At 32.6% G+C, this 26,820-nt stretch carries 23 protein-coding genes; 9 read left to right on the forward strand and 14 right to left on the reverse strand.

The genetic code is table 11. The annotated features are described in order from the left end of the window. Window positions 1-4: 4 nt before the first annotated feature. From ACVCZW_RS18030 to ACVCZW_RS18040, 3 genes are all read left to right on the forward strand, one after another. Window positions 5-5,008 carry a T9SS type B sorting domain-containing protein gene (locus ACVCZW_RS18030; protein ID WP_452233094.1) on the forward strand — a complete coding sequence of 1,668 codons (5,004 nt, stop codon included), beginning with the start codon at window positions 5-7 and terminating at the stop codon, window positions 5,006-5,008. Between the two features lie 14 nt (window positions 5,009-5,022). Then, window positions 5,023-5,955 carry a PorP/SprF family type IX secretion system membrane protein gene (locus tag ACVCZW_RS18035; protein WP_452228412.1) on the forward strand — a complete coding sequence of 311 codons (933 nt, stop codon included), beginning with the start codon at window positions 5,023-5,025 and terminating at the stop codon, window positions 5,953-5,955. 78 nt (window positions 5,956-6,033) lie between these two features. Continuing rightward, complete coding sequence (locus ACVCZW_RS18040) at window positions 6,034-7,968, forward strand: OmpA family protein (RefSeq protein ID WP_452233095.1); 1,935 nt, start codon at window positions 6,034-6,036, stop codon at window positions 7,966-7,968. A gap of 414 nt (window positions 7,969-8,382) precedes the next feature. Here the strand turns inward: ACVCZW_RS18040 and ACVCZW_RS18045 are convergent, their stop codons facing one another. Then, window positions 8,383-8,877 carry a CAP domain-containing protein gene (locus ACVCZW_RS18045; protein WP_452233096.1) on the reverse strand — a complete coding sequence of 165 codons (495 nt, stop codon included), beginning with the start codon at window positions 8,875-8,877 and terminating at the stop codon, window positions 8,383-8,385. A gap of 165 nt (window positions 8,878-9,042) precedes the next feature. Continuing rightward, a complete protein-coding gene (gene pdxH / locus ACVCZW_RS18050; RefSeq protein ID WP_452228409.1) occupies window positions 9,043-9,690 on the reverse strand; it encodes a pyridoxamine 5'-phosphate oxidase in 648 nt (215 codons plus the stop codon). A 67-nt stretch (window positions 9,691-9,757) separates the two neighbouring features. Here pdxH and ACVCZW_RS18055 point away from each other — a divergent pair, with 67 nt between their 5' ends. After that, on the forward strand, window positions 9,758-10,186 hold the full coding sequence (locus ACVCZW_RS18055; protein WP_452233097.1) for an SRPBCC family protein: 429 nt from the start codon (window positions 9,758-9,760) through the stop codon (window positions 10,184-10,186). A gap of 54 nt (window positions 10,187-10,240) precedes the next feature. Continuing rightward, window positions 10,241-10,663: a hypothetical protein gene (locus tag ACVCZW_RS18060; protein WP_452228407.1), complete on the forward strand. Its 423-nt coding sequence runs from the start codon at window positions 10,241-10,243 to the stop codon at window positions 10,661-10,663. Here the strand turns inward: ACVCZW_RS18060 and ACVCZW_RS18065 are convergent. The 9 genes from ACVCZW_RS18065 to lon form a co-directional block, all read right to left on the reverse strand. Next, window positions 10,660-11,565, reverse strand: coding sequence for a ribonuclease Z (locus tag ACVCZW_RS18065; protein WP_452228406.1), 906 nt, complete (start codon window positions 11,563-11,565; stop codon window positions 10,660-10,662). The two genes, ACVCZW_RS18060 and ACVCZW_RS18065, sit on opposite strands and share 4 nt — an antisense overlap. 67 nt (window positions 11,566-11,632) lie before the next feature. After that, window positions 11,633-11,965: a ribonuclease Z gene (locus ACVCZW_RS18070; RefSeq protein ID WP_452233098.1), complete on the reverse strand. Its 333-nt coding sequence runs from the start codon at window positions 11,963-11,965 to the stop codon at window positions 11,633-11,635. Window positions 11,966-11,968: 3 nt separating this feature from the next. Next, window positions 11,969-12,898: an aspartate carbamoyltransferase catalytic subunit gene (locus tag ACVCZW_RS18075; protein WP_452228404.1), complete on the reverse strand. Its 930-nt coding sequence runs from the start codon at window positions 12,896-12,898 to the stop codon at window positions 11,969-11,971. Between the two features lie 118 nt (window positions 12,899-13,016). Further along, entirely contained in the window at window positions 13,017-13,556 is a 540-nt protein-coding gene (gene pyrR / locus ACVCZW_RS18080; protein WP_452233234.1) for a bifunctional pyr operon transcriptional regulator/uracil phosphoribosyltransferase PyrR, read from the reverse strand. Between the two features lie 311 nt (window positions 13,557-13,867). Beyond that, complete coding sequence (rpsA, locus tag ACVCZW_RS18085) at window positions 13,868-15,751, reverse strand: 30S ribosomal protein S1 (protein WP_452228403.1); 1,884 nt, start codon at window positions 15,749-15,751, stop codon at window positions 13,868-13,870. Between the two features lie 466 nt (window positions 15,752-16,217). Continuing rightward, window positions 16,218-16,913 (reverse strand): (d)CMP kinase, encoded by a 696-nt coding sequence (gene cmk, locus ACVCZW_RS18090; protein ID WP_452233099.1) that lies wholly within the window; start codon window positions 16,911-16,913, stop codon window positions 16,218-16,220. Window positions 16,914-17,015: 102 nt separating this feature from the next. Next, the gene (porQ, locus tag ACVCZW_RS18095; protein WP_452228401.1) at window positions 17,016-18,035 is read right to left on the reverse strand and encodes a type IX secretion system protein PorQ; all 1,020 of its coding nucleotides are present in this window, start codon (window positions 18,033-18,035) and stop codon (window positions 17,016-17,018) included. Between the two features lie 54 nt (window positions 18,036-18,089). Continuing rightward, on the reverse strand, window positions 18,090-18,917 hold the full coding sequence (locus ACVCZW_RS18100) for a LysM peptidoglycan-binding domain-containing protein (protein ID WP_452233100.1): 828 nt from the start codon (window positions 18,915-18,917) through the stop codon (window positions 18,090-18,092). A 2-nt stretch (window positions 18,918-18,919) separates the two neighbouring features. Beyond that, window positions 18,920-21,373: an endopeptidase La gene (gene lon, locus ACVCZW_RS18105; protein ID WP_452228399.1), complete on the reverse strand. Its 2,454-nt coding sequence runs from the start codon at window positions 21,371-21,373 to the stop codon at window positions 18,920-18,922. A 246-nt stretch (window positions 21,374-21,619) separates the two neighbouring features. Here lon and ACVCZW_RS18110 point away from each other — a divergent pair, with 246 nt between their 5' ends. The 4 genes from ACVCZW_RS18110 (at window position 21,620) to ACVCZW_RS18125 (ending at window position 24,730) form a co-directional block, all read left to right on the forward strand. Continuing rightward, window positions 21,620-22,177 carry an RNA polymerase sigma factor gene (locus ACVCZW_RS18110; protein ID WP_452233101.1) on the forward strand — a complete coding sequence of 186 codons (558 nt, stop codon included), beginning with the start codon at window positions 21,620-21,622 and terminating at the stop codon, window positions 22,175-22,177. A gap of 47 nt (window positions 22,178-22,224) precedes the next feature. After that, on the forward strand, window positions 22,225-22,782 hold the full coding sequence (locus ACVCZW_RS18115; RefSeq protein ID WP_452233102.1) for a hypothetical protein: 558 nt from the start codon (window positions 22,225-22,227) through the stop codon (window positions 22,780-22,782). Beyond that, window positions 22,760-23,851 (forward strand): hypothetical protein, encoded by a 1,092-nt coding sequence (locus ACVCZW_RS18120; RefSeq protein ID WP_452228396.1) that lies wholly within the window; start codon window positions 22,760-22,762, stop codon window positions 23,849-23,851. The genes ACVCZW_RS18115 and ACVCZW_RS18120 overlap by 23 nt, the downstream gene beginning before the upstream one ends. Window positions 23,852-24,001: 150 nt before the next feature. Then, window positions 24,002-24,730, forward strand: a complete 729-nt coding sequence (locus ACVCZW_RS18125) for a head GIN domain-containing protein (protein ID WP_452233103.1) — start codon at window positions 24,002-24,004, stop codon at window positions 24,728-24,730. A 196-nt stretch (window positions 24,731-24,926) separates the two neighbouring features. On the opposite strand, the gene ACVCZW_RS18130 is transcribed toward ACVCZW_RS18125, so the two are convergent. The 3 genes from ACVCZW_RS18130 to ACVCZW_RS18140 all read right to left on the reverse strand — a co-directional run bounded on the left by ACVCZW_RS18130 (window position 24,927) and on the right by ACVCZW_RS18140 (window position 26,723). Then, window positions 24,927-25,208 carry a type II toxin-antitoxin system RelE/ParE family toxin gene (locus ACVCZW_RS18130; protein WP_452233104.1) on the reverse strand — a complete coding sequence of 94 codons (282 nt, stop codon included), beginning with the start codon at window positions 25,206-25,208 and terminating at the stop codon, window positions 24,927-24,929. Next, window positions 25,198-25,437: an addiction module protein gene (locus ACVCZW_RS18135; RefSeq protein WP_452228393.1), complete on the reverse strand. Its 240-nt coding sequence runs from the start codon at window positions 25,435-25,437 to the stop codon at window positions 25,198-25,200. Before ACVCZW_RS18135 ends, ACVCZW_RS18130 begins: the two co-directional genes overlap by 11 nt. A 119-nt stretch (window positions 25,438-25,556) precedes the next feature. Beyond that, a complete protein-coding gene (locus ACVCZW_RS18140; RefSeq protein WP_452233105.1) occupies window positions 25,557-26,723 on the reverse strand; it encodes a hypothetical protein in 1,167 nt (388 codons plus the stop codon). Window positions 26,724-26,820 lie beyond the last annotated feature (97 nt).

A 26,820-nucleotide genomic window follows, 5' to 3' on the forward strand; every position in this document is an offset into this window, starting at 1 on the left:
GACTATGAAAACATTTACTAATCCATTAATAAAAGCAATAGTAGTTATTTGTCTATGCTTTTTTAGTTTAAATAATCTTTACAGTCAGGTTAGAGTTCCTTTTACACAAAGAACTGCTGATGATACGCCCCTTCAAACGGTTTATAGTATTAAAGGGGATTTCACTTTAATAGGTAACACCAATTTAACGCTACAGAATTACGGTACCAATACTACTAATAGTAATAATACAATGATTGCTGTAGATGTGGATGGGGATTCTAGCACAACCAATTCTTCTTCTGCTAATTTAAATTTTAGTAACGAAAATGGTGCTATTGAAGATTGTTCTAACATTATATACGCTGGTTTATATTGGACAGGTAGAACTTCTAGTTCTGCTGTAACATTAGCAAAACGTAGTGTTAAATTTAAACATGCAAATCAAACCACTTATCAAGATGTTGTTGCTGATGCTAATAATATATATTTCCCTGGGGATAATAATATGTATGCCGCTTATGCGGAAGTTACAGATATTGTAAAAGCAAATGGTACAGGTCAATATTTTACCGGAAACGTAGAAATATCTACAGGAAATGGTGGAAGTACTGGTTATTATGGTGGTTGGGCTTTAGTCGTGGTGTATGAAAATGATTTAATGGAATGGAGAGATGTTACTGTTTTTGATGGTTACGCCTATTTAGTAGGTTCTCAAACAACAAGTAATCAATTAGATGTTAGTGGTTTTAATGCCATACAAAATGGACCTGTAAATGTAAAACTTGGAGTAATTGCAGGGGAAGGTGATAGAGGAATTTCTGGAGATTACTTAGAAATATGGGAAGACTCTGATAATGATGACGTTATTGATAATAACGAATGGACTCGTTTAAACCATTCAGGAAATTCAACAGGAAACTTTTTTAATTCTTCCATTCAAACTGGAAGCAATACTAGAAATCCAAATCTAACAAACAATACTGGTTTAGATATTAGTATGTTTTATATTAATAATTCAAATAATGACATTATTGATAACGGAGCTACTAATACTAGTTTTAGATATGGATCTACTCAAGATACTTATGTTATTTTTAATATTGCTATGGCCATTGATGCCTTTGTTCCTTCCTTAGATGGTCAAATTGCAATAAACAATATAAATGGTAATGTATCTGTAACAGAACCTTATACCATTAATCCAGGAGAAACGGCACAATTTGATATTGAAATTCATAATAATGGGAATGAAGCATTAGAGAATTTTTTAATACAAATTCCTGTTCCTGAAACTGGTATTTTTGTTCCTGGTAGTATTCAATATCAAGTAAATGCACCTGCTACTACTACTGCAGTACCTTATTATGATGCAGCCTTTGGTACCAATGGTGGAATTATTTGGGCGTTTGGTGATTTACCAGAAGCTACAAACTTAAGTGATGTTTTAGCATCCTTATCCTTTGAAGTAGAAGCTTCTACAAACTGTGAAGCTTTTAATCCTCCAAACTGTAGTCCTATTATTTCTTTATCAAGTGCTATAATGACAGGTACTGGTGCGGTCTCTCAAAGTCCGTTTTTTATAAAATTTAATAGTGGATACCAACAAGCTCCTTGTATTGCTTACCCAATATCAGAACCTATTGTAATAACTGTTATTCCTTCTTTAGAAATAGATAGTGCGGCTTCAAACCTTTCTGTCGAATGTGATGGTTCAGGAAATACAATCGCTGTAAATGATTGGTTAACAACAGCTGGAAATGCATCTGTTGTTGGGGATTGCGTTATAACTTGGACTAATGATTTTAACGGAGTAACATCTAATCAATGTGGTGCAGCAGGATCTACAACCGTAATCTTTACTGCAACGGATTCTTGTGGAAATACCACAACTACTTCCGCTTTACTTACTATAATAGATAATACGGACCCAACATTTACTGCTCCTGCAGCTATTGAAATTTTCACAGATGCTTCTTGTAATTATGATGCAACGGTTAGTGAAACTGGTGATGTAACTAATGAAGCTGATAATTGTGATACTACTTTAGAAGCTACTTTTACAGATGTTGTAACCGCTGGTACTTGTGAAGGTTCGTTTATTATTACTAGAACTTGGACTTTATCAGACGATTGTGGGAACACTGCAACGCCGCAAATACAAACGATTACCGTTTCAGATAATATCGTGCCAACATTTACTGCTCCGGCAGCTATTGAAATTTTCACGGATGCTTCTTGTAATTATGATGCAACGGTTAGCGAAACTGGTGATGTAACCAATGAAGCTGATAATTGTGATACTACTTTAGATGCTACTTTTACAGATGTTGTAACCGCTGGTACTTGTGAAGGTTCGTTTATTATTACTAGAACTTGGACTTTATCAGACGATTGTGGAAATGCTGCAACACCGCAAATACAAACGATTACCGTTTCAGATAATATTGCACCCACATTTACTGCGCCTGCAGCTATTGAAATTTTTACGGATGCTTCTTGTAATTATGATGCAACGGTTAGTGAAACTGGTGATGTAACCAATGATTCTGATAATTGTGATACTACTTTAGATGCTACTTTTACAGATGTTGTAACGGCTGGTGCTTGTGAAGGTTCTTTTATTATTACTAGAACTTGGACTTTATCAGACGATTGTGGGAATCCTGCAACGCCGCAAATACAAACGATTACCGTTTCAGATAATATTGCTCCGGATATTACTAGTTGTACTACTGTTACAGATACCTCTGTAGATTGTACTGCGGATGATAACGAAACCATTGCAGATGCTTGGAATGCTGCCAATATTGCTGCGCTTGAATCTTGTGCTACAGATAACTGTGATATGAATCTTGCTGGTCAAGTAACTTCCAATTACGACTTCAATAACTTAAATGTGGTTTGTGGTCCTTGTGGTTCGCTTCCTGTTACCTATACCGTTGCAGATGATTGTGGTAATGAATCTACAATTACAGTAACGCTAAACTTCGGTGATGCTACTGGTCCAGATCTTACTGCTTGTAATGTAGTAGATGAAACGATAGAATGTGATGGTGATAATAACCAAACTTTAGCAGATACTTGGAATGCTGATAATATAGCAGAACTTCAAGCTTGTGCGGATGATATTAATGTAACTATTACTTCTGATTATGTTTTCACTAACCTAGCTACAACTTGTGGTGCTGGTGGAACTATTCAAGTAACATATACGGCTACTGATGATTGTTTAAATACTTCTTCGGTTACTGCTACACTTACTCTTAACGATTCTATTGGTCCTGACCTTACAGCTTGTACTGTTGCAGATGAAACTATCGAGTGTGATGGAACAAATAATGAAACGATTGCTAACGATTGGAATGCTGCTAATATTTTAGCACTTCAATCTTGCGGTACAGATGCTTGTGATACAGATGCTGTATTTGATGTAACTTCTGATTATGCGTACACAAACCTTGCTTCTACTTGTGGCGCTGGTGGTACATTAACAGTTACTTATACCGTTGCAGATGATTGTGATAACGAAACTATACTTGTTGCAATTCTTACACTTAACGATTCTATTGGTCCTGATCTTACAGCTTGTACGGTAGCGGATGAAACGATTGAGTGTGACGGAACAAATAATGAAACGCTTGCTAACGATTGGAATACTGCTAATATTTTAGCACTGCAATCTTGTGGTACAGATTCTTGTGATACAGATGCAGTATTCGATGTAACTTCTGATTATGTATTTACTAACCTTGCTTCCACTTGTGGCGCTGGTGGTACTATTCTAGTTACGTATACAGTTGCAGATGATTGTGGTAATGAAACCATACTTACTGCAACACTTACTCTTGAAGATTCTATCGGTCCTGATCTTACAGCTTGTACGGTTGTAGACGAAACTATAGAATGTAACGGAACAGATAACGAAACGATCGCGAATGATTGGAATACAACTAACATATTAGCGCTTCAATCTTGTGGTACGGATTCTTGTGATACAGATGCGGTATTCGATGTAACTTCTGATTATGATTTCACTAATCTTGTAGCTGCTTGTGGTCTTACTGGTTCTATAGAAGTTACTTATGTTGTAAAAGACGATTGTAATAATTCTACAACACTTACTGCAACACTTACTATAGTAGATAATACGGCTCCAGATGCAACTAATTGTGTAACCGACCAAACTTTAGATTGTGATGGTGAAAACAATGAAGCTATTGCAGACCAATGGAATACAGACAACATTGCAGCTCTTGAAGCATGTGTTACCGATGGTTGTGATTTAGACTTTACTGGTCAAATAACTTCAGATTATAACTTTGCTGATTTATCTTCTGCTCCTGGTTTAGGAGGAATGCTAGATGTTCAATATATAATTACAGATGATTGTGGTAATGAAACAGAAGTTTATGCGATGTTAACACTACAAAACAATTCCGTATCTGGAAGTGATATTAGTATATGTAATACAAGTGAAATTGAAGCTCAAGTGTATGATTTATTCGATTTATTAAGTGGTTACTATGAGGATAGTGGTACATGGGAAGTTATTTCAGGTGATGCTACAATTATGGATGGTCATTATTTCGATCCATTAAGTATTACGCTAGCTGGTGAAAATGTTGGTGTAGATATTGAATTTAGCTATACGGAAAACAATTCGGCTTGTCCTACTTACGTGGAAGCTTCTATTGAAGTTCACAACAGATGTTTCGTATTGAACTGTGGTGAAGATGATGTTGAAATATCTAACGCAGTAACTCCTAACGGAGATCAATACAATGAATTCTTTGAAGTTAGTGGCGTTGAGCTTTGTAATTATGTAATAGATGTGAAAATATTTAACCGTTGGGGAGCATTAATTTATGAATCTCATGATTATCAAAATAATTGGAATGGAACCGCACATAACAACTCTGTTGGTGGATCTAATACCGTTCCTGATGGTACATATTATTACATAGTAACTTTAAAAGAAAGTGGAATTGATCCTATAAATGGATATATCTACGTAGGAACCAAATAAAAATATTAACCTATATGAAACTTATAAAAAAATATATTGTTGCATTTGCGTTATTAAGCTGTACAGTTGGGTTTACGCAACAATTACCACAGTTTACACAATACATGTATAATACAATATCTATTAATCCTGCGTATGCAGGAAGCAGAGAAACACTAAGTGTAGTTGGTCTTCATAGAAGTCAATGGGTTGGCTTTAAAGGAGGACCAATTACCCAAACTCTTTCTGCGCATACACCACTTAGAAATGAAAAAATCGGTGTTGGTTTATCTTTAATAAATGATAAATTAGGGTATCAAGATTTCTCCTATATTTATGGTGACTTTTCATATACCATTAATACTGGTGAAAAAACAAAATTAGCATTCGGATTAAAAGCTGGGTTTACCCAATATAGTCTTAGTGCCACATTAAGAGGTGATGAACCAGATGACCCTTCTATTTACGGGGTTGAGAATAGATGGAGCCCAAACATTGGTGTTGGTTTCTTTTGGCATACGCAAAAATGGTACTTAGGTTTATCTGCTCCTAGAATTCTAAACACCGATTATAACAAAGAAGGAAATTCAAGCGGAGTTCAATATGAAGCATTAGAAAGAATTAGTTATTATTTTACTGGTGGTTATGTATTTACTTTAAGTGATAATACAAAATTCAAACCAGCTGCTTTAATTAAAGCTACTAACGGTGCTCCTCTATCTTATGATCTAACTGCAAACTTTTTGTTTCATGAAAAACTTTGGCTAGGTGCATCCTACAGAATTAATAATTACACTTCTGCATTTGGTGCAATAGCAGATTTTCAAATCTCTAAAGAAATCAGAATTGGTTATACCTACGAATATCCTTTATCCGATATCAACCAATATACAGGAGGAACACATGAGGTTTTATTAATGTTCGAAGTATTTAAAGTGAAACGTATTAAATCACCAAGATATTTCTAAAATAGATATTCAGATAAAAACGTGTAATTTTATTATATGATAATTCCTTCTGATGGTTAATAAGAAAATAAGATACAGATGAAAACAAAAGTTATATTAATTTTATTAGTTCTATGCAATACCATGCTATTTGCTCAGGTAAAAGTTGCAGACAATTATTTTAGAGACTATGCGTATATCAAAGCTAGTGAACTATATGAGTCTGCTGTAAAAAAAGGAGATAGTAGCGAGCATGTATTAACACGATTAGGAGATTGTTATTATAACAATTCTAATTCTGAAAAAGCAGCTATGTGGTATGGAAAAGCGGTAAATAAATACGAAAAAATAAATCCGGAATTTATTTACAAGTATATACAATCCTTAAGAAGTTTAGGTGAATATGAAAATGCGAACACTTGGATAGCTAAATTTAAAGAATTACAGACAAGCGATAAAAGAGCGGAAGATTTTGAAATCATGGATCTTGCTAAGTACAAAGAACTATCTTCTACCGAAGGAAAATATGTTAAATTTTCTGCGTTAGCTATAAATACAGAGTTCTCCGAATTTGGAGGGTATGTTCATGATAGTACTTTTTACTATGCTTCTACTAAAGTTTCTGGCGAAGGTGGCAGTGGTAAGATTTACAAATGGAACGAAGAACCATATTTAGATATATTTTCAGGAACCATTGAATATGGTCAAGAAGAAGTAACTATTGAAGATATTAAAGCCCTTTCTGAAGAAGTAAATACAGAATTTCATGAAGCGACTGTTGCTATTACAAAGGATGGCACAACCATGTATTTTACAAGAGATAATATTAACAATCGTAAAAAGATTTCTTATGATGATGAAGGTACCTCTTATTTAAAAATATATAAAGCTACTAAATCTGGAGAAAAATGGGGTAATGTTGTAGAACTCCCATTTAATGACAAAGTCCACTCTACCGGGCATCCAGCTTTAAGTGCAGATAATAAAACACTATATTTTGTTTCCGATCGAGAAGGTGGTTTAGGAAGTACAGATATTTATAGTGTAGAAATAAAAGGATCTGGAGCTTATGGTACTCCAGAAAACTTAGGAGCAAAAATCAATACGCCAGGTAGAGAGATGTTTCCTTATGTTGCCAAAGACAGTACCTTTTACTTTTCATCAGACGGACATATAAGTTTAGGTTTATTAGATATTTTTAAATCTAATATGCTTCAAGTTAAAGATAAAGATTCGATTACAGAACCACAAAATTTAGGAGCGCCTTTCAATAGTAGATTCGATGATTTTGCATTCTTTATTGATTCGGATAAAGATAGAGGGTTTCTTTCCTCTAACAGAGAAGAAGGAAGCGGTAGCGATGATATTTACCAATTTGGTTCTTACCAATGTAAACAAGTAATTAAAGGAGTCGTTAAAGATAAAATTACGCTATTGCCAATTCCGGAAGCGAAAGTGAAACTTTTAGACGAAACCGGAAAAGAACTAGAAGAAATAATGTCTGATGAAAATGGAGCATATGAATTTGAAGTAGAATGTGAAAAGAAATACACCGTTATCGGTAGTAAATTAGATTATAGAGAAGACATACAAGAAGTGCAAACAACAGATGTTCCAGAAGAAGAGCAAGTGCAAGATTTACTATTAACGCCATTTATCGTTAATAATGAAATTGTAATTAATCCTATTTTCTTTGATTATGACAAATCGAACATTAGACCAGATGCGGCGTACGAGTTAGAAAATATTGTAACCGTGATGAAAAATCATCCAAAAATGCATATTAAAATAGAAGCACATACAGACAGTCGTGGAAAAGATGCGTATAACATGAAACTATCGGATAGACGAGCTAAGTCTACTCGAGATTATATAATTTCTAGAGGAATTACTTCCGATAGAATTAATAGTGCCATTGGTTATGGGGAATCCCAATTAGTAAATAGATGTGATAATGCACATAGAAAAATTTGTTCTGAAAAAGAACACCAAGAAAATCGTAGATCCAAATTCATTATTACCAATGAATATTAATATAGTATAAGATGTTACTTTATAATTTTTATAAAGCGTTCCTAACAACATCCTATACTTCAAAAAGCCACTCTAATTAGAGTGGCTTTTTATTTATAATAAAGTCGCTTTAAAACTAAAAGCTATTTCCTATAATTACGAAGTTAATGGTTTAAAACAAGTGATATCACCTAATTTATCGCTAATTACGATCGTATAGCATTGGAATCAAGATTCATTTGCAAAACAAAACACTAAGGTAATTGTTACCGTTATTATTTCTATATGCACCTCATTAATAATGAAAAACGACCTTACATAAGGTATATGAATTACGAACTAGATCCAATTTTATGTAGTTTATGAAACTAAAAAACCACTCTAAATAGAGTGGTTTTTATATTTTTTTATATGTTTACTTTTAATGATCCTTCTTTATTTCTTTACAAATATATTCGTAAAATACCAATACCCATTTTCATCTTGCTCTGCAGAAACATCAAAGTGCGTATAATCACCTACTATTGCTCCTCTATGACTTTCACTATTTATCCAAGCATTCACAACCGAAGCAGGACTACTATAGCCATAAGCTACATTCTCAGAAACTCTATTTGCCCCAGCATACTGTTTTAAAAAAGCACTTCTTTGCGCAAAATTATCATGAGAAATATTACTAACTTCTGCCATATAATCGGAATGTACAAAAGCTTGAGATTTAATTAAATCTAAAGATTCCAAAGTACTTAAACCTTCATTTATTCTATATTCATTTAGAAGTTCTAGAATTTCAGTTTCAATACCTTTAGTATCTGGTACTACATATTCACTGCTAACGTTTTTTGCTTCATGATCATTATTTTCTGTAGAACACGAAAACGTGCTAAACAAAACGGTTAATGCCATAAGCCATAAAGTAGGTTTTTTCATGGTTAGGGTTCTTTAGATTTGGGATTATAAAGATACAAACCAAGTCTAAAGAAAATGTTAACGAAATGTTAAATTCGATAAAACGCATGTATTTCGTCGATTTAAAAGACACATAATCGATGAAATGCAATTTTCAAGCCAATTTTAACGTATTTCAACCGTAATTTAAGGAGATAATCGGTTTTTCACCCAAAAGTATTCTTTATCCAGTGTGTAACGTATTCTATCATGTAACCTATTCGCTCTTCCTTGCCAGAATTCCATTTCAACAGGTTTCACAATATAACCTCCCCAAAATTCAGGTCGCTCTATTTCTTGCCCTTCAAAATTTTCTTCTAAAGCCTTTAATTTAAGCTCAAGCGTTTCTCTACTATTTAATATTTCGCTTTGGTTAGATACTATTGCTCCCAATTGGCTTCCTCTTGGTCTAGACTCAAAATAACCATCACTTAGATTAGCCGCAATTTTTTCTACTTTACCTTTAATAATAATTTGTCGCTCTGCAGCTTGCCAAAAAAAAGAAATGCAAACATTTGGGTTATTCGCTATTGCGCGTCCTTTTTCACTATTATAATTGGTATAAAAAATAAAACCTTCATATGTATATTTTTTTAACAGCACTACTCTATTCCTTGGGTAGGCATCTAAACCAATGGTAGATAATGTCATGGCATTCGTTTCATCTTCCGGAAAATGTGTATCCACTTCATGAAACCATTTTTGAAATAATTCCAATGGATTTTCTGGAGTGTCTTCTAATAAAAGTGCTCCCTTTTCGTACGATTTTCTATAATTTCCTAGGTCTTTTTCCATACCTGCAATTTACACGTTTTTTAAATAATGTATAAAGCCTTTTTGTAACTTTATAAAAAATGTATTCATGAAATTCACTTGTACTATAGATATCCACGCACCAAGAAATAAAGTCGTGTCTATTTTCTTAGATCCTAATAAACAGCACCATTTTCAAGATGGTTTTATACGTAAGGAGCTTTTAAGCGGAAAAATCAATGAAGTAGGTACAAAGTCTAAATTAATATATAAAAAGTTAGAACTAATCGAAACCATACAGCTAAACAATCTTCCAGATGCATTTAAAGCTTTGTATGAACACAAACACACTACCAATACTATGCATGTCATTTTTAATGCTATAAACCCCGAAACTACTCGCTACGTCTCCCAAATAGATTATATAAAATTAAATGGCTTTATAATAAAAATACTGATGAAATTATTTCCGGGAATGTTTAAAAACCAAGTAGATACCTGGATGCGTCAATTTAAAACGTATATCGAGAGCGAATAGGATTTGAATTTTCAAGTAAATTATGTAATTTGTCAATCCCTAAAAATATTTTTAATGCTATTTGAAAATTCTATTATAAGTACACAACATGCTTATACTAAAAAAATGCTTCCTTTTGGAACGTTTTATTTTTGTGAAAAATTCGTGATTTCCGAAATGAATGAAGGAATACACTTAAGTTGGAACAAAATTGTAGAAATAATTGAAATTATTGATTTACACTATGGTGATAATTTTAAGATTGCCTATATCTCTAATAAAGTAAATTCATATTCCTATGATCCCAACCATTGGCAGAATTTTTTCGATAAATATGATTTTGTTGTCGCGAGTGTATCTGTTTACTATTCTGAATTAAACTATAATAATGCTACTTTAGAAAAACTCTTTTCTAAAAAGAGTCTAAAACGTTCCAATTCTATTGAAGAAGCAGTTTCTTGGACATTAAATTTGGATGAGTTTAAGAAAGTGTACTAAAACTCAAAAAGTTTTCCGTCTTCTGCAAGTTCTACATTTTTAAAAATAGTACTCGCTTCTTCTTTAAATTCCTTTAAACCGTCATATCTAGTAGAATAATGCCCAAGAATTAAAGTTCCAACATTCGCTTTTTGTGCAATTGTAGCGGCTTGTTTGGCAGTACTATGTTTAGTAGGTGCGGCAAGATTTTCATTTTTTTCTAAAAAAGTAGATTCATGATAAAGCACATCTACCTCCTTAATTATCGGAATTATAGCTTCAGAATAAGCTGTATCACTACAAAAAGCATAACTTTTAGGTTTGTTTGCTGGTTTGGTTACTTTGCTATTATCGATTAAAATACCGTCTTCATTTTCTACATCATGACCTTGTTTTAATTTTCGGTAATACGCTACGTTAATGTTAGCTTCTTCTACTTTATTTATATCCAGCTTACGTTCTCCCTCTTTTTCTTTAAATAGAAAACCATTGGTATAAATTCTATGATCTAAGGGAATAGTATGTACTTCTACCGTATCATCTTCAAAAATAAGTTCAGAAGTTTTGGCATTCAACTCATGAAAGATAAGTTGGTAATTAGTCCATGATTTTGAAACCTTCATTTGAAGCGTAATTATTTCCTTCAAACCTTTTGGTGCGTGAATGTGTAATTCTGTTTCCCGAGTAAGTAATCTAAATGTAGAAATAAGACCAACTAACCCAAAAAAATGATCGCCGTGCAAATGGGAAATAAAGATATGCTTAATTCTATTAAACTTAATCTTATGTCTACGCAACTGTACTTGCGTGCCTTCACCACAATCTATTAAAAACATGTGGTTATTTATTTCTAGTACTTGCGCTGTAGGGTTGGTATTCACTCTTGGAGTAGCACTATAACAGCCTAAAATGCGTAATTTCATATTGAGTTTATAGGTTTTAAATAGTAGAGTACATAAACTTTAGACGAATAAACGCATCCACTTTCTGTTAGATACCTAAATCGCGTTCTATCTCTTCCATTTCAATAACATCATGCGCTTCTTGTAAAGTTGGCACTACAATTATTTCGTCTGGAGTTTCACTTAAGTTTATTTTATCTGTTACAATTACAAAAGACTTTTTTGCTTTTCTATGCGTATTAGATATTTGTAAAAACTCTACAATGTTTTCTAACATAATTGGTTTTAAACTCGTTAGATTCACGATTATATTATCGTTTTTAAATCTTTCATATAACACATTAAGCTTTTTTACTAATTCAATAGTAGATGCTTTTTCTTGTGTTATAATGGTGATATTTTCTTCGGTATCAAAAATCATAATTTACTGTTTTATTTTTGAAGCTAATAAATATATTACTGCCATCCTAATAGCGACACCATTTTGTACTTGATCTAAAATAATGGCTTGTTTTGAATCTGCTACGTCACTAGTGATTTCTACACCTCTATTTATTGGTCCAGGATGCATGATTGTTATTTCCTTATCTAAAGAATCTAATAAGGTTTTATCTACTCCAAATTGTTGTGCGTATTCTCTGGTTGTTGGAAAATAGCTTACGTCCATTCTTTCATTTTGTACACGTAACATATTTGCTACGTCGCACCAATTTAATGCTTTGCGTAAGCTGGTTTCTACTTTTACACCTAACGTATCTATATACTTTGGTATTAATGTTTTTGGTCCGCAAACCATCACATTTGCACCTTGTAATTGTAATGCAAAAATGTTAGATAATGCTACACGACTGTGTAGAATATCTCCAACTATAACCACATTCTTTCCTTTTACTTCTCCTAATTTTTCTCTTATGGAATAACTATCCAATAATGCTTGTGTTGGGTGCTCATGTGCTCCATCACCCGCATTAATGATACTTGCATTAACGTGTTTCGATAAAAATACGCCTGCACCAGGATTGGGATGACGCATAACTACCATATCTACTTTCATAGAAAGTATATTGTTTACGGTATCTATTAAGGTTTCTCCTTTTTTAACAGAAGATTGCGAAGCTGAAAAATTGATTACATCTGCAGAAAGTCTTTTTTCTGCCAGCTCGAAAGATAGTTTGGTACGCGTAGAATTTTCGAAAAACAAATTGGCAATAGTAATATCACGAAGTGAAGGCACTTTTTTAATTGGTCTGTTAATCACTTCTTTAAAATGATCTGCAGTTTTAAAAATGAGTTCGATATCCTGTTTGTTAAGATATTTAATTCCTAATAAGTGATTTACACTTAATTCGCTCATATTTTTTTGCTTTTGGCACTTAGCTATTAGCTATTGGCAAATTATTTTTATATTCTTATTATTGAGACACTTCTACTGGACTCTGTGTGTCATCTATTTATTTATAACTTAGAAAAAACTAACTATAAATTAAATACACTACATCTTCTCCTTCATTTTCTATCCAATTCACTTTTACTTTTTCTTCATTTATAGCATCTACCTGTCTTCCTCTATAATCTGGCTGAATTGGTAAATGTCTGCTAAATCGTCTGTCTATTAAGGTTAAAAGTTCTATTTCCTTTGGTCTACCAAAAGATTGAATTGCTGTTAATGCAGAACGAATACTTCGTCCGGTATATAAAACGTCATCAATAAAAACGACTTTTTTATCTTCTACAACACAATCCATTTCTGTAGCATTCGCTTCTAGAGGTTTGTCACTTCTTCTAAAATCATCTCGATAAAAAGTAATATCTAGCTGCCCTGTTTGTAGGTTTTTAATTTTATAATCTTCTTTTAGTAAAGTAATTAACCTATTTGCTAAATACTTTCCTCTAGGTTGAATACCTATTAAAACGGTGTTAGAAAAGTCTTTATGATTTTCAATAAGTTGACAAGCCAATCGATGAAGAATGATGTTTACCTCTTTTGCGTTAAGTAACACTTTTTGACCCATAGAATATCCAAACGTATTTGGTAAACAAAGATAATGCAAAATTTTAGAAGTTGAAAGATAATTAGGAAGTAGCGTAAATAAGTTTATATTTTAAATTCTGGTAACTTCTAAATCTAGTATTATTGGGCTAGTTGGAAGAACGGTTTTGAAATTATAAAATCCGTATTCTATAGATAATAAAAATTTATAATCGTTTTCTTTTTAATCCTAAAAAGGATCTCGTTGCGCCTCTAGAAGTTAAAATAGTAAAAATAAAAAAGCCTTTCCAAGTGAATGGAAAGGCTTTAATTTATATAAAGTTTTCAGAAAGATTATACTTTTCCGTCTAATTTATCTTTAAGTGCTTGTAAAGCTTCGTTAGCATCTCCTAAAGTAGGTTTTGCTTCTGCAGCTTGATTTGCAGCTTTTTTAACAGCTTCTTTTACATTCTTGATTTCTTCTTCTCTAAAGATAGCAGTATGCGAAGCAACTACTCTTTTAAATTCTTTATTAAATTCGATAATCTTGAATTCTGCTGAATCTCCTTTTTTAAGTTTCTTACCATCCTCTTTTTCAAGATGACGAGAAGGAACAAAGGCAACGATATCTTCGTTAAACTCAATAGTAGCTCCTTTGTCTACAACTTCTGCAATTTCTGCAGTATGTGTAGTACCTAAAGCAAATTCAGTTTCGTATTTATCCCAAGGGTTCACAGTTGTTTGTTTATGACCTAAAGATAATTTACGTCCTTCAACATCTAACTCAAGTACAACTACGTCTAAAGTATCACCAACTGCACAGAACTCAGATGGATGCTTGATTTTCTTAGTCCAAGATAAATCTGAGATGTAAATTAATCCATCAATACCTTCTTCTAATTCAACAAAAACACCAAAGTTTGTAAAGTTACGAACTGTTCCTGAATGTTTAGAACCTACAGGATATTTAGTTGTAATATCTGTCCATGGGTCTGGAGCTAATTGCTTGATACCAAGAGACATTTTTCTATCTTCTCTATCTAAAGTTAAGATTTGAGCTTCAACAATATCACCAACAGATACGAAATCTTGAGCAGAACGTAAATGTGTAGACCAAGACATTTCACTTACGTGAACTAATCCTTCAACACCTTCAGCTACCTCAACAAAAGCACCATAGTCAGCAATAACTACAACTTTACCTTTTACTTTGTCACCTACTTTTACTTCTTCTCCTAATGCATCCCAAGGATGTTTAGATAATTGTTTAAGACCTAATTGAATTCTTGATTTGTTTTCATCAAAATCAAGGATTACAACGTTTAATTTTTGGTCTAACTCAACAATCTCATTTGGATGATTGATTCTTGACCAAGAAAGATCTGTAATATGAACTAATCCATCAACACCACCAAGATCAATAAAGACACCATAAGAAGTAATGTTTTTAACAATACCTTCTAGTACTTGACCTTTTTCTAATTGACCAATAATTTCTTTCTTTTGTACTTCAATATCCGCTTCAATAAGCGCTTTATGAGATACTACTACGTTTTTGAATTCGTGGTTGATTTTCACCACTTTAAATTCCATAGTTTTGTTTACATACTGATCGTAATCTCTAATTGGTTTAACATCAATTTGAGAACCTGGTAAGAATGCTTCAATACCAAATACATCTACAATCATTCCACCTTTAGTTCTGCATTTAACAAAACCGTTTACTATTTCACCAGTGTCATGTGCATCATTTACTCTATCCCAAGCTTTAATTACACGAGCTTTTCTGTGCGATAATACTAATTGACCTGTTGCGTCTTCACGAACATCAATTAATACTTCTACTTTGTCTCCTACTTTTAAACCTGGATTGTAACGAAATTCGTTTAGTGAAATTACACCTTCAGATTTTGCGTTGATGTCAATAATTGCATCACGATCTGAAATGTGAATTACCACACCTTCTACTACTTCGTCATCTAAAGTATCTACGAAATTTTCGGATACTAATTTTTCAAATTCTTTTAATTGAGAATCTTCAACCTCATCAATACCTTCTTCGTAATTGTGCCAGTTAAAGCTTGCCAAGAATTTTTCTGGGTTTGCTTGTGCTTCAGAAACCTGAGGAGCTTCTTTTACTGCAGTTGCTTCTGTAGTTTCAGTTGCTACCGCTTCTGTTTTTTGTACTTCTGTTGCTTCCGTTGCTTCAACTTCCGCTTTTTTTGCTTTTTCAGCCATTTAATTAATTTAATAATGCAATAGGATTCCAATTATTTGAAAACGTATACACATTATGTTTTTGTATTCTGCTATGCTTTAGGAAGATAGGATGCGATAACACACAGAAGTGTTAAAATTGTTTTTGTTTTATTCCTTTTATCTTTCCATTATTCGCTAAAAGGAGTGCAAATTTACAATTATATTTTTGATTCTCAAATGTTTATTATAGGAAAAAATGAAGTTGAAGAGGAATCTGAAATTGAATCTGAAGTTGAATCTGAATCTGAAGTTGAAGTTGAAGTTGAAGTTGAAGTTCAAAATTTAATATTTACCGTATTCAATAATAATTTTGCGAAGATTAAAAAGGAATCCCCGAAAATTAACTACTACCTATTAGTTCTTATATAGTTATAGAATATTAAAGTAACGGATGACTAAATACTGAACACTGCCTACTGATTACTGCCTACTAAACACTTGCCCACTACTCCCTACCCTCAAGAGTCCCAGTAACTAAATCTAATATTTTTTGAAACTGTTCTTCTAAGGAAAGATTAGAATTATCCACCTCAACGGCGTCTTCTGCTTTTACTAAAGGAGAATCTTCTCTATGCGAATCGATATAATCTCGTTCTTGTACATTATGTAATACGTCTTTAAAAGATACGACATCTCCTCTACCAATAAGTTCATCGTATCTACGTTGTGCTCTAGTTTCGGCGGAAGCTGTCATAAATATTTTTAATTCCGCATACGGAAAAACAACAGTGCCAATATCCCGGCCATCCATTACAACACCTTTATCTTTTCCCATTTGTTGTTGCTGCTTTACTAGTTGGGAACGCACTTCTGGAATGGTTGCAATCTGACTTACAAAACTAGATACTTCTAATGTTCTAATTTGTTTTTCAATATTTACGCCATTTAAATATACTTCTGCAAAGCCTAGTTCTGGATTAAATGTAAAATGAATCGTAATTTCAGGTAGTTTTGAAACTAAACCTTCTATATCAAAATGATTGGCATCAATAAAACCATTTTGCATGGCATATAAAGTAACCGCTCGATACATAGCGCCAGAATCTACATAGATATACCCCAAATGTTTTGCTATTTGTTTTGCTACTGTACTTTTTCCTGTGGATGAAAATCCGTCTATGGCTATTGTAATTTTTTGCACTTTGTATTGTTTGGGTTGTGGTTTGTTAGGTGATTTAGTAAGTAATTTAGTAAATAAAAACTAGATAAAAAACCTATATGATTTTAGAAACTCCAGCAAGTATTAATTCAGATCCAACTGTACTCCAAAAAAGTTTGCATTTGCTGCACTTGTATATTTTGCGTGTGTATAACTAAAACGAAACTTGTTTAGTTTTATAGAAATCCCTGCAGATAAACCCGAAAAATTACGTTGTTCAACTATTCGAAGTTCTTCTGCTCTTCTAAAGTTATAACCAAATCTAATTTGAAAACCGCCTTCTGGAAACAGCTCTGCTCCTATTATAGTATGTCTTAATGCCTGATTAAAAAAACCAACTTCCTCTTGGGTTTGGTTTCCTTCTAAATCGGTAGTTGCTCTTGCGGGATTAGAAGCTCCAATTGGCCATTTTTGTAAATTTTCAAAAGTTAAATGCCAACGTATTGGTACAAACTCTAAAGTTTGCGACATACCAAAATCTACTTCAAATGGTAAAGATTCGTTTTGTCCGGCATAGGTAGTAATTTGTGTTCCTGCATTTCTAAGTACTAAAGTTGCTTGAAACTCGATGTCTTCGTTTATATAAATTAAACCAGCATCAAAAGCAATACCAATAGAACTGTATTCTTCTAATTTGGAAGTGATTAGCTTTACGTTTCCACCTAAATAAAAATCGGAATATCCTATTTGTCTAGAATGACCAAAAGAGATCGCTGCTTCATTCCCTGAAAAGGATGCAGTAGCATTACCCTGTTCATCATAACCATCAAAACTTCCATAATTAATATAAGTAACTCCTACATGATAGGTAAGATTTCTTCTATCTACTGTATATGCATACGCTGCAGTACCATAATTTACGCCACCTAAATAACTGGAATAATTAACAGCAAATTGATTATCCATCTCTAAATTAATAGTTGCTGGATTAAATATAGCTTGTGTAACATCATAATCTACATTGGTAAGTACTTTACCTCCAAGTCCAGCTTGACGAGGTGAAGAGACTAAGTTTAAAAATTGATACGTACTTTCTCCTCCTAATTGTGCATTAGAAGTAACAAAGTATAAAAGACAAATGCAAGTAAAATATTTCTTAATCATAAAGCTGCAAAGTAACTAAATCTATCTTAAAACGCAGATATTGGAAAAATATTTTTATTTCAACTTTAACTTTTGTCCAATACTCAGATTATTGGATTCTAAACCGTTCATTTTTTTAAGTGCATCTAACTTAATATCATGTCTTTTAGCTATGCTATATAAGTTATCTCCTTTTTTAACGATGTATACAGAATCTACATTTGTAGTTGCAGACTCTTTAACTTCTTCTTCAATGTATTCTTCAATTCTTTCTTCCACTTCTGCTACAGTTTCCTTTACTTCTTCTAAAGCTTCTTCTGCAACTTCTTCCACTGCTTCTATATTTTGCGTCTCAGTTTCAGTTTCAGTTTCTGTTATATCTTGTGTTTCTATTTCTTCATTTACAACAGCAACTGGGCTAGGTGATTCAACAGGAGCGCTATTTGTTCTTGCTGTATCTAAACCTGTTGGTGTTTGCCCTGGACTTAATCTTGCGATAATAGTACCTTCTTCTTGACTAATAACAGGGCTACTGGACTTTACCACTACTTTTTTTATGATTTTAAGTTCTTGTCCGATACTTAATTTACTATTAGACAACTTATTTTGACGCATTACTTCGTCTTTACTCAAATCATATTGCTTTGCAATTTTAGAAATTGTTTCCTTTTTTGCTACCGTATGTCTTTTAATATCGGTATAAATTACGCCATTATTTGTAGTCTCTAATTTTGTAGCATCCGTTTTAGCATGCTCTAAAAAAACATATTCTCCCGTTTGAGTTGAAAGAAATGCTTCTTTTCCTTCTAGATTTATAGGAAGAAATTCCTCTTTAGTTTCTGTTTCTTGCGAAAACGAAACAAGCGAAACGAAGCATGTTAAAATAAAAATTAGAGACCTCATAATTATAGCTTTTTATAATTCTTAACTTTTTGATTTGTTATTGCAATAGCGATAACATCTTTCATTTCTGAAACATAATGAAAAGTTAATCCTTTTAAATAATCTGGCTTAATCTCTTCAATATCACGTCTATTGTCTTCGCAAAGTAAGATTTCTTTTATTCTTGCACGCTTTGCCGCTAGAATTTTTTCTTTAATTCCGCCAACAGGTAGTACTTTTCCTCTTAACGTAATCTCTCCGGTCATTGCTAAGCTCTTTTTTATTTTACGTTGTGTAAATAAAGACACTAAAGAAGTTAACATGGTAACACCTGCACTTGGTCCGTCTTTTGGTGTTGCACCTTCCGGTACGTGAATATGCACATTATATTTACCAAAAACATCTGGATCTACACCTAATTCTTCCGCATTTGCTTTAATGTACTCCATAGCAATAGTTGCAGATTCTTTCATGACTTTACCAAGGTTTCCGGTAATAGTCATTGTCCCTTTTCCTTTAGAAAGAATAGATTCTATAAAAAGAATATCACCTCCAACGCTTGTCCAAGCTAATCCTGTAACTACTCCTGCTACATTATTATTTTCGTATTTATCTCTTTCTAATTTTGGTCCACCAAGTACTTTTATAATATCTTCATTAGACACTTTTATATCATACTCCTCTTCCATTGCAATACTTTTGGCAGCATAACGCACCATTTTCGCAATTTGTTTTTCTAAACCACGAACACCAGACTCACGCGTATACCCTTCCACTATTTTTTCTAATTGTGGCTTTCCAATTTTTAGGTGCGCATCTGTTAAACCATGTTCTTTTAATTGCTTTGGTAATAAATGACGTTTTGCTATTTCTACTTTTTCTTCAATAGTATAACCGGTTACATTTATAATTTCCATTCTATCGCGTAAAGCTGGTTGAATGGTAGATAAACTATTAGATGTTGCAATAAACATCACTTTAGAAAGGTCGAAGCCCATTTCTAAAAAGTTATCATGAAACTCGCTGTTTTGTTCTGGATCTAATACTTCTAACATTGCAGAAGAAGGATCTCCTTGATGCGAATTAGAAAGTTTATCAATTTCATCTAAAACAAAAACTGGATTTGCAGTTCCTGCCTTCTTCAAGCTTTGAAGAATACGTCCCGGCATAGCACCAATATATGTTTTTCTATGTCCGCGAATTTCTGCTTCATCCCGCAATCCACCAAGCGACATACGTACGTATTCTCTACCTAAAGCTTCTGCGATAGATTTACCTAAAGAAGTTTTACCAACTCCCGGAGGTCCATACAGACAAATAATTGGTGACTTCATATCATTACGCAATTTAATAACTGCTAAATGCTCTAAAATTCTTTGCTTTACATCATCTAAACCGTAATGATCTCTATCTAATATTTTCTTAGCGCGTTTTAAATCGAATTTATCGGTACTAAATTCATTCCATGGTAAATCTAAAAATAGATCTAGATAATTACGCTGAATCGAGTATTCTGCAACTTGCGGATTCATACGTTGCATTTTGGCTAATTCCTTATTAAAATGTTCTGCAACTTTATCATCCCATTTTTTCTTTTTAGCACGCATTCGCATTTCTTCAATTTCTTCGCCAGACGAAACGCCTCCTCCAAGTTCTTCTTGAATGGTTTTCATTTGTTGGTGTAAGAAATATTCGCGTTGCTGTTGGTTCATATCACTTTGAACCTTTAATTGAATGTCATTTTTAAGTTCCAATTTCTGAAACTCTAAATTCATATACTTTAAGGTTGCAAGTGCACGTTCTTTTAAATCGTTATTTTCTAATAGAAGTTGTTTTTCTTTAACAGAAAGATTCATATTAGAGGACACAAAGTTTATTAAAAACGAATTGCTTTCAATATTTTTAATCGCAAACGAAGCTTCACTTGGTATATTCGGACTATCTTTTATAATCTGTAAAGCAAGTTCTTTAATAGAATCAATAATAGCGTCAAACTCTTTGTTCTCTTTAGCAGGTTTTGCTTCTGGAACTTCACGAATGGTAGCATTCATGTAAGGTTCTTCGGTTATTACCTCAGCAACTTTAAAACGTTTTTTACCTTGAATGATAACGGTTGTATTTCCATCAGGCATTTTTAAAACACGTAGAATTCTAGCAACGGTTCCTGTTTCATGAATATCTCCTGCCTTTGGATCTTCAACACTTTCATCCTTTTGCGCAACTACACCAATGACTTTGCTTCCATTATTAGCATCGTTAATTAGTTTAATAGATTTATCTCTTCCTGCAGTAATAGGGATTACAACTCCTGGAAATAAAACCGTATTCCGTAAAGAAAGAATTGGTAAGGTTTCTGGTAATTTTTCGTTATTTATTTCTTCTTCATCCTCAGGTGTCATTAATGGAATTAATTCTGAATTTTCATCAAAATCCTGTAATGACAAACTGTCAAGGCTTAATAAACTAGATTTCTTCATATATATATTTAAGTCATAATGTCATTAAATAAAATAATGCTATTACGATTTGAGTTTAAAATTATTAGTCTTTTTCTATTTATCTAAATGGCAATCAGTACGTTATTAACACATACCGCCTACATATCTATAGTATTAAAGTCAATTAATATGCCAATGCTTAGAAAAAACCTGAAACTTTTTATTTACAAACTGTAACAGTTTATCTTTATGCGTATCTATACTATAACAATTTGATTTAATTTTTTGACACTAACCAACCAAAATATCGAGCAGCTCATAGCGCTATGTAAGTCTAATAACCAATTTGCGCAATTGGAGATTTATAATAGATACTATAAAGCAATGTTTAACGTAGCATTTAGGATTGTAAAAGATAGATTTGAAGCAGAAGATATTATGCAAGATTCTTTTCTTTCCGCTTTTACAAAACTAGACACTATAAAAGATACAATGACTTTTGGAGCTTGGTTAAAACGAATTGTAATTAATAACAGTATTTATCATTTCAATAAAAATAATAAATACCAAGATGTTCCTTTAGAAGATGTGTTGTATAAAATGGAAGACAACGATGGTATATCTAGTGATTACGAGTTTACAAACTTAAAAGCGCAACAAGTTTTAGAAACGATGAAATTACTAAAAGACAATTACCGAATTGCACTAACATTACATCTTATTGAAGGATATGATTACGAAGAAATAAGTGGCATTATGAGTATAACTTATGCCAATTGTAGAACAACAATCTCTAGAGCTAAAGAAAGTTTAAGAAAAAAACTAGAACTAGTAGCACTTTAAATAAAGTATAAATAATTAAAAGATTACCGCTTTCGCGGAAACTAAAGATGAATAAAGATAATTTAGATAGCCTTTTTGATACTCTGAAAGATGATTTTGATGTAGAAATTCCTACGCTAGATCATGAAAAAAGATTTTTAAAGAAGCTAAACAAGCAAACGCTTGCAAATACATCTAAGCCAAAAAATAGTTTTTGGAAACCTTTTCTAGGTATTGCGGCTTCATTAGCAATTTTAGTGACTGTTTTTGTTACTACTCAGCAAGAAGATAAGGTTCTTGATTTGGCTAGTATTTCTCCAGAAATGGCAGAAACACAAAATTTCTTTACCAATGTAATTGCAAGTGAATTAGCAAAAATTGAACAAGCGTCCAATCCAGAAACAAAATTATTAATTGCAGATGCTATGATGCAAATGCAGCGCTTAGAAAAAGAATATAAAGATTTAAAAACAGACTTGTCTGAAAGTGGCGAAGATAAACGTGTTATCTATGCTATGATTAGCAATTTTCAAAACAGGATTGATATTCTACAAGACACCTTAACACAAATAGAAAACATTAAACAGTTAAAAAACAGCACGAATGAAAACAGCACAACTATATAAAATCACATTAGCATTCTTGCTAATACCTATGTTACTTATAGCAGGAAATGATCCTGTTAAAGGAAAACATACCAAAGAAAAAGTAATTAAAAAAGAGTTTTCTGTAAACGCAGATGCTACTTTAAAAGTAGATAATAGCTATGGTAATATAGATGTTATTACTTGGGAAGAAAACCGAATAGCATTTGAAATCACTATTACTACAAATGGCAATGATGCAGAGAAAGTACAAGACAAACTAGATGAAATCACTGTAGATTTTGAAGCTTCTTCTAGCCTAATTTCTGCAAGAACCATTTTTAATAAAAGTAAATCGAACTCTTGGTTTAAATGGAATAATGGAAATAACGTAAACATGAAAATTAACTATGTTATCAAGATGCCGATTACCAATCATGTAAACTTAGATAATGATTATGGTAATATTAATCTAGACAAACTAAAAGGACAAGCAACTTTAAATTGCGATTACGGAAAGATCACAACCAAAGAGCTTTTAGCCGATAACAATATCATAACCTTTGACTACTCTAATAATTGTTATTTTGAATATATAAAAAGCGGAAAAATAAACGCAGATTATAGTGGGTTTACTGTCGCAAAAGCAAAAAAGATAGATATTATAGCAGATTACACAAAGTCTGTTGTAGAAATAGCAGAAGACGTTACTTATGATTGTGATTATGGTTCGGTGTATATTGAAAAAGCAAACCATATAAAAGGAGATGGCGATTATCTGACTACACGAATAGGCGAAATTTATAAAACGGCTTCTATTAATGCCGATTATGGTTCTATTAAAATTGATAAGATCACGGCAAATGCAAAGAATGTTAGCATAGAATCCGATTACGTAGGTATTACTATTGGTTATGATCCTGCGTATCACTTTAACTTTAATATCGATTTAGAATATGCTTCCTTAAGAGATTATGAAGGATTAGAATTCACCAAAAAGCGCGTAGAGTCTACAGATAAATATTACGAAGGATATTATGGTAATGCAAACTCTGGAAACACACTTCGTATCTCTTCCGATTACGGAAGCGTAACGCTTAAACAAAATTAGAAAACACATTACCTAATCGGACAAGTTTTAAACCACCTTGTAGGTTTAGAAAATCACAAACAATAATAATTTTATAAAAAACACCTACAAGGTTTCAAAAACCTTGCAGGATAGAACAACCTTTAATTAAACCATTAAAAAATAAATATTATGAAGAATTCAATCTTAATTTTAGCAACTATTTTACTAACCACACAAATACAAGCACAATCTTGGTTTGGTAATAAAGTGAAAGGAAACGGAAATGTGACCACTATTTCAAGAACCACTGGTGATTATGACGCTATTGCTTGTATAGGATCTATGGACTTTATTTTAGTAAAAGGTACAGAAGGAAAACTAACGATTGAAGGAGAAGAAAACCTTTTAGAACATATTATAACCGAAGTAAAAAACAATACCTTAACTGTAAAAGTAGCAAATGGTGTTGATCTAAGAGAAAGCCGTAACAAAACAATAAAGATTACGATTCCGTTTAAAGATATTGACAGAGTATCTCTTACAGGTTCTGGAGATGTATGGAATACAGACACCATAACCGAAACCAATTTAGAGGTAAGCTTAACAGGTTCTGGAGATATCGTTTTAAATATTCAAACCAATAATATATCCGGAAGCGTAACTGGTTCTGGTGATGTCACTTTAAAAGGAAAAACTACGAATTTAAAAGCAAGCGTAACCGGTTCTGGAGATTTTAATGGTAATAATCTGCAATCAGAAAATACAGAAGTTTCTGTAAGAGGTTCTGGGGATGCAGATGTTTATAGTACGGAAACCTTAAGAGCAAGAGTTTCTGGTTCTGGTGATATAGAGTATAAAGGAAATCCAAAAAAGGAAGATACTAAGGTTGCTGGTTCTGGAAGTATTACCGGAAACTAGCTGTTGGCTGTTGGCTGTTGGTAAAATAAATTTTCAAATGGAACCCTTATGTCATTCCGACTGTAATGGAGGAATCTTTTTTATTAATATAATAGATTTCTCGACTACGCTTGAAATGACATACAAGATTTAAAAACAATAAAAAATCCGAAGCAAACGCTTCGGATTTTTTATTAATTTTTCAAAGTAAATTTCTCTACTCTTTTGGTTCTTGATTCATATGCAAAACTGCATGTATGTAAATTGTTTTATTTTCAACAGTATAATGAATTCCATATTTAAATCTTTTAGTAAATGAAATTCTGAAATCTTTATATCTTTTTTGAAAGTAATTTGGGTTTTCTCTTACTAAATCTATAACAAGAATAATTTCCGTTAACAATTCAAAATCAAGATCATCTTTTTGTTCATTATACCAATTAATTGCATCTTGAATATCTAGTTCTGCTTCTGGCTTAATAATTACTTTAAGAGCCATACTTTTGAGTAAGCTCTTCTTTAACAACTTCCCAATCTTTACCTAAAGCAGGATTATCCTTATGGTTTTTTAATCGAGTATCTAAGGTTTTTTTATGTGAAGATGAAATTGTGTAATCTGCTTCATTAGTAATATAACTTTCATATAAAGCATCTACCATGCGTAAAAACCGTTCATCTACTTTAGCTATAGATTGTAACCATTTTTTTCTTAATTCAACTGCTTCCATACTAATTATTGTTAGATAAACAAATATACATAATTTACTAGACACTAAATTATTGGCAAAAAAAAAAAAAAATCCGAAGCGTTTGCTTCGGATTTTTTTATTTGCTAATTCTTAAATTACTAATAATAAGTAATCATAGAAGTATAGGTTTCTTCATCTGCAGTTCCTGGATTTTCAGACGTATTAGAAGTAACAGGATAATTATCTGTATTATAAGTATATGTGTTATTCTCGTTATCCGGAAAAGTTGCACCTCCAGTGTTCGTATAACTTAAAGGGTTATTATTAAAAGTAGTATATCCCAACAATGCTAAAACTTCTTTTGCGTAAACGTTTTTTGAAATTCCGTTTTTAGCATCATAAGTATAACTGTAATCCTGATTACCATTTGTATTATCTTCCGAGATTATATTTCCATTCTCCATGGTATAAACATAAATCTGTCCTCCATCTTCATTAAATGTCACAGTACCATTTGTATTATGTACAAAGGTATTTACTTGTGTATTTGTAGATGTATTATACGTTTCCGTAATTAACTGATTACTTGCATTATACTCTAAAACTGAAAAAGCAGTTTCTATGTTCCCACTTGAATCCGTAGAACTTTCATCAATTCTGACTAATAAATCGCCACTATACGTAAATTCTTCCATCTCAATTTCTGTAGAAGATCCTACAAAATCAATAGTATATTCTACTTTGGTCAATCTATTTCCGGTAAATGTGAAATCACTTACAATTGTAGAGCCATCCCCATAGGTTTGAGTTATCTGTCTTGGCAGGATTAAATCCGTGGTGTCACAATCCAATGCATCCATGCTATCTTGCAAACTTCCGTCTGCATCCCCACATTGTGCAATTTCATTTTGTAAAGCAGCTTTGTATGCATTACACAAAGTTGTGTTCGTGTTATCTGCGTTATAAGCTGTTTCTGCATTAGTTGTAGCTGTTTGTGCATCCGTACAATCATTTGAAATTGCTGGGCAACCTAAAGCTTCCAATAAAGTCTGTATTGCTCCGGAATCATCACCACAAGCATCAATCATATTTTGTAGGGCAACTGCATACGCATTACAAACTACAGCATAATTCACGTCGTCTGTAGGTGTGGTTCCATAAGTAGCAGAAGCCGTAGCAAGGTTTTGAGTAGCCTGTACACAGGTTACACCACTTCCTCCGCCATCGGTTATAAATTCGCCTTCTAATGGTTCATCATCACAAGAAGTGATGGTAAATACAAATAATGATAAAATAAAAATACTAGCAATCTTTAAGCTTTTCATAAATTTTTTATTGAAATTAGTTTTTTAGGAAACGAAATTAAGGAAATGATTTAAGTTACAACTCACTTCTTAAAAAGAAACTAAAAGTATTGGTTCT

This window comes from Lacinutrix sp. MEBiC02595 (assembly GCF_053601555.1).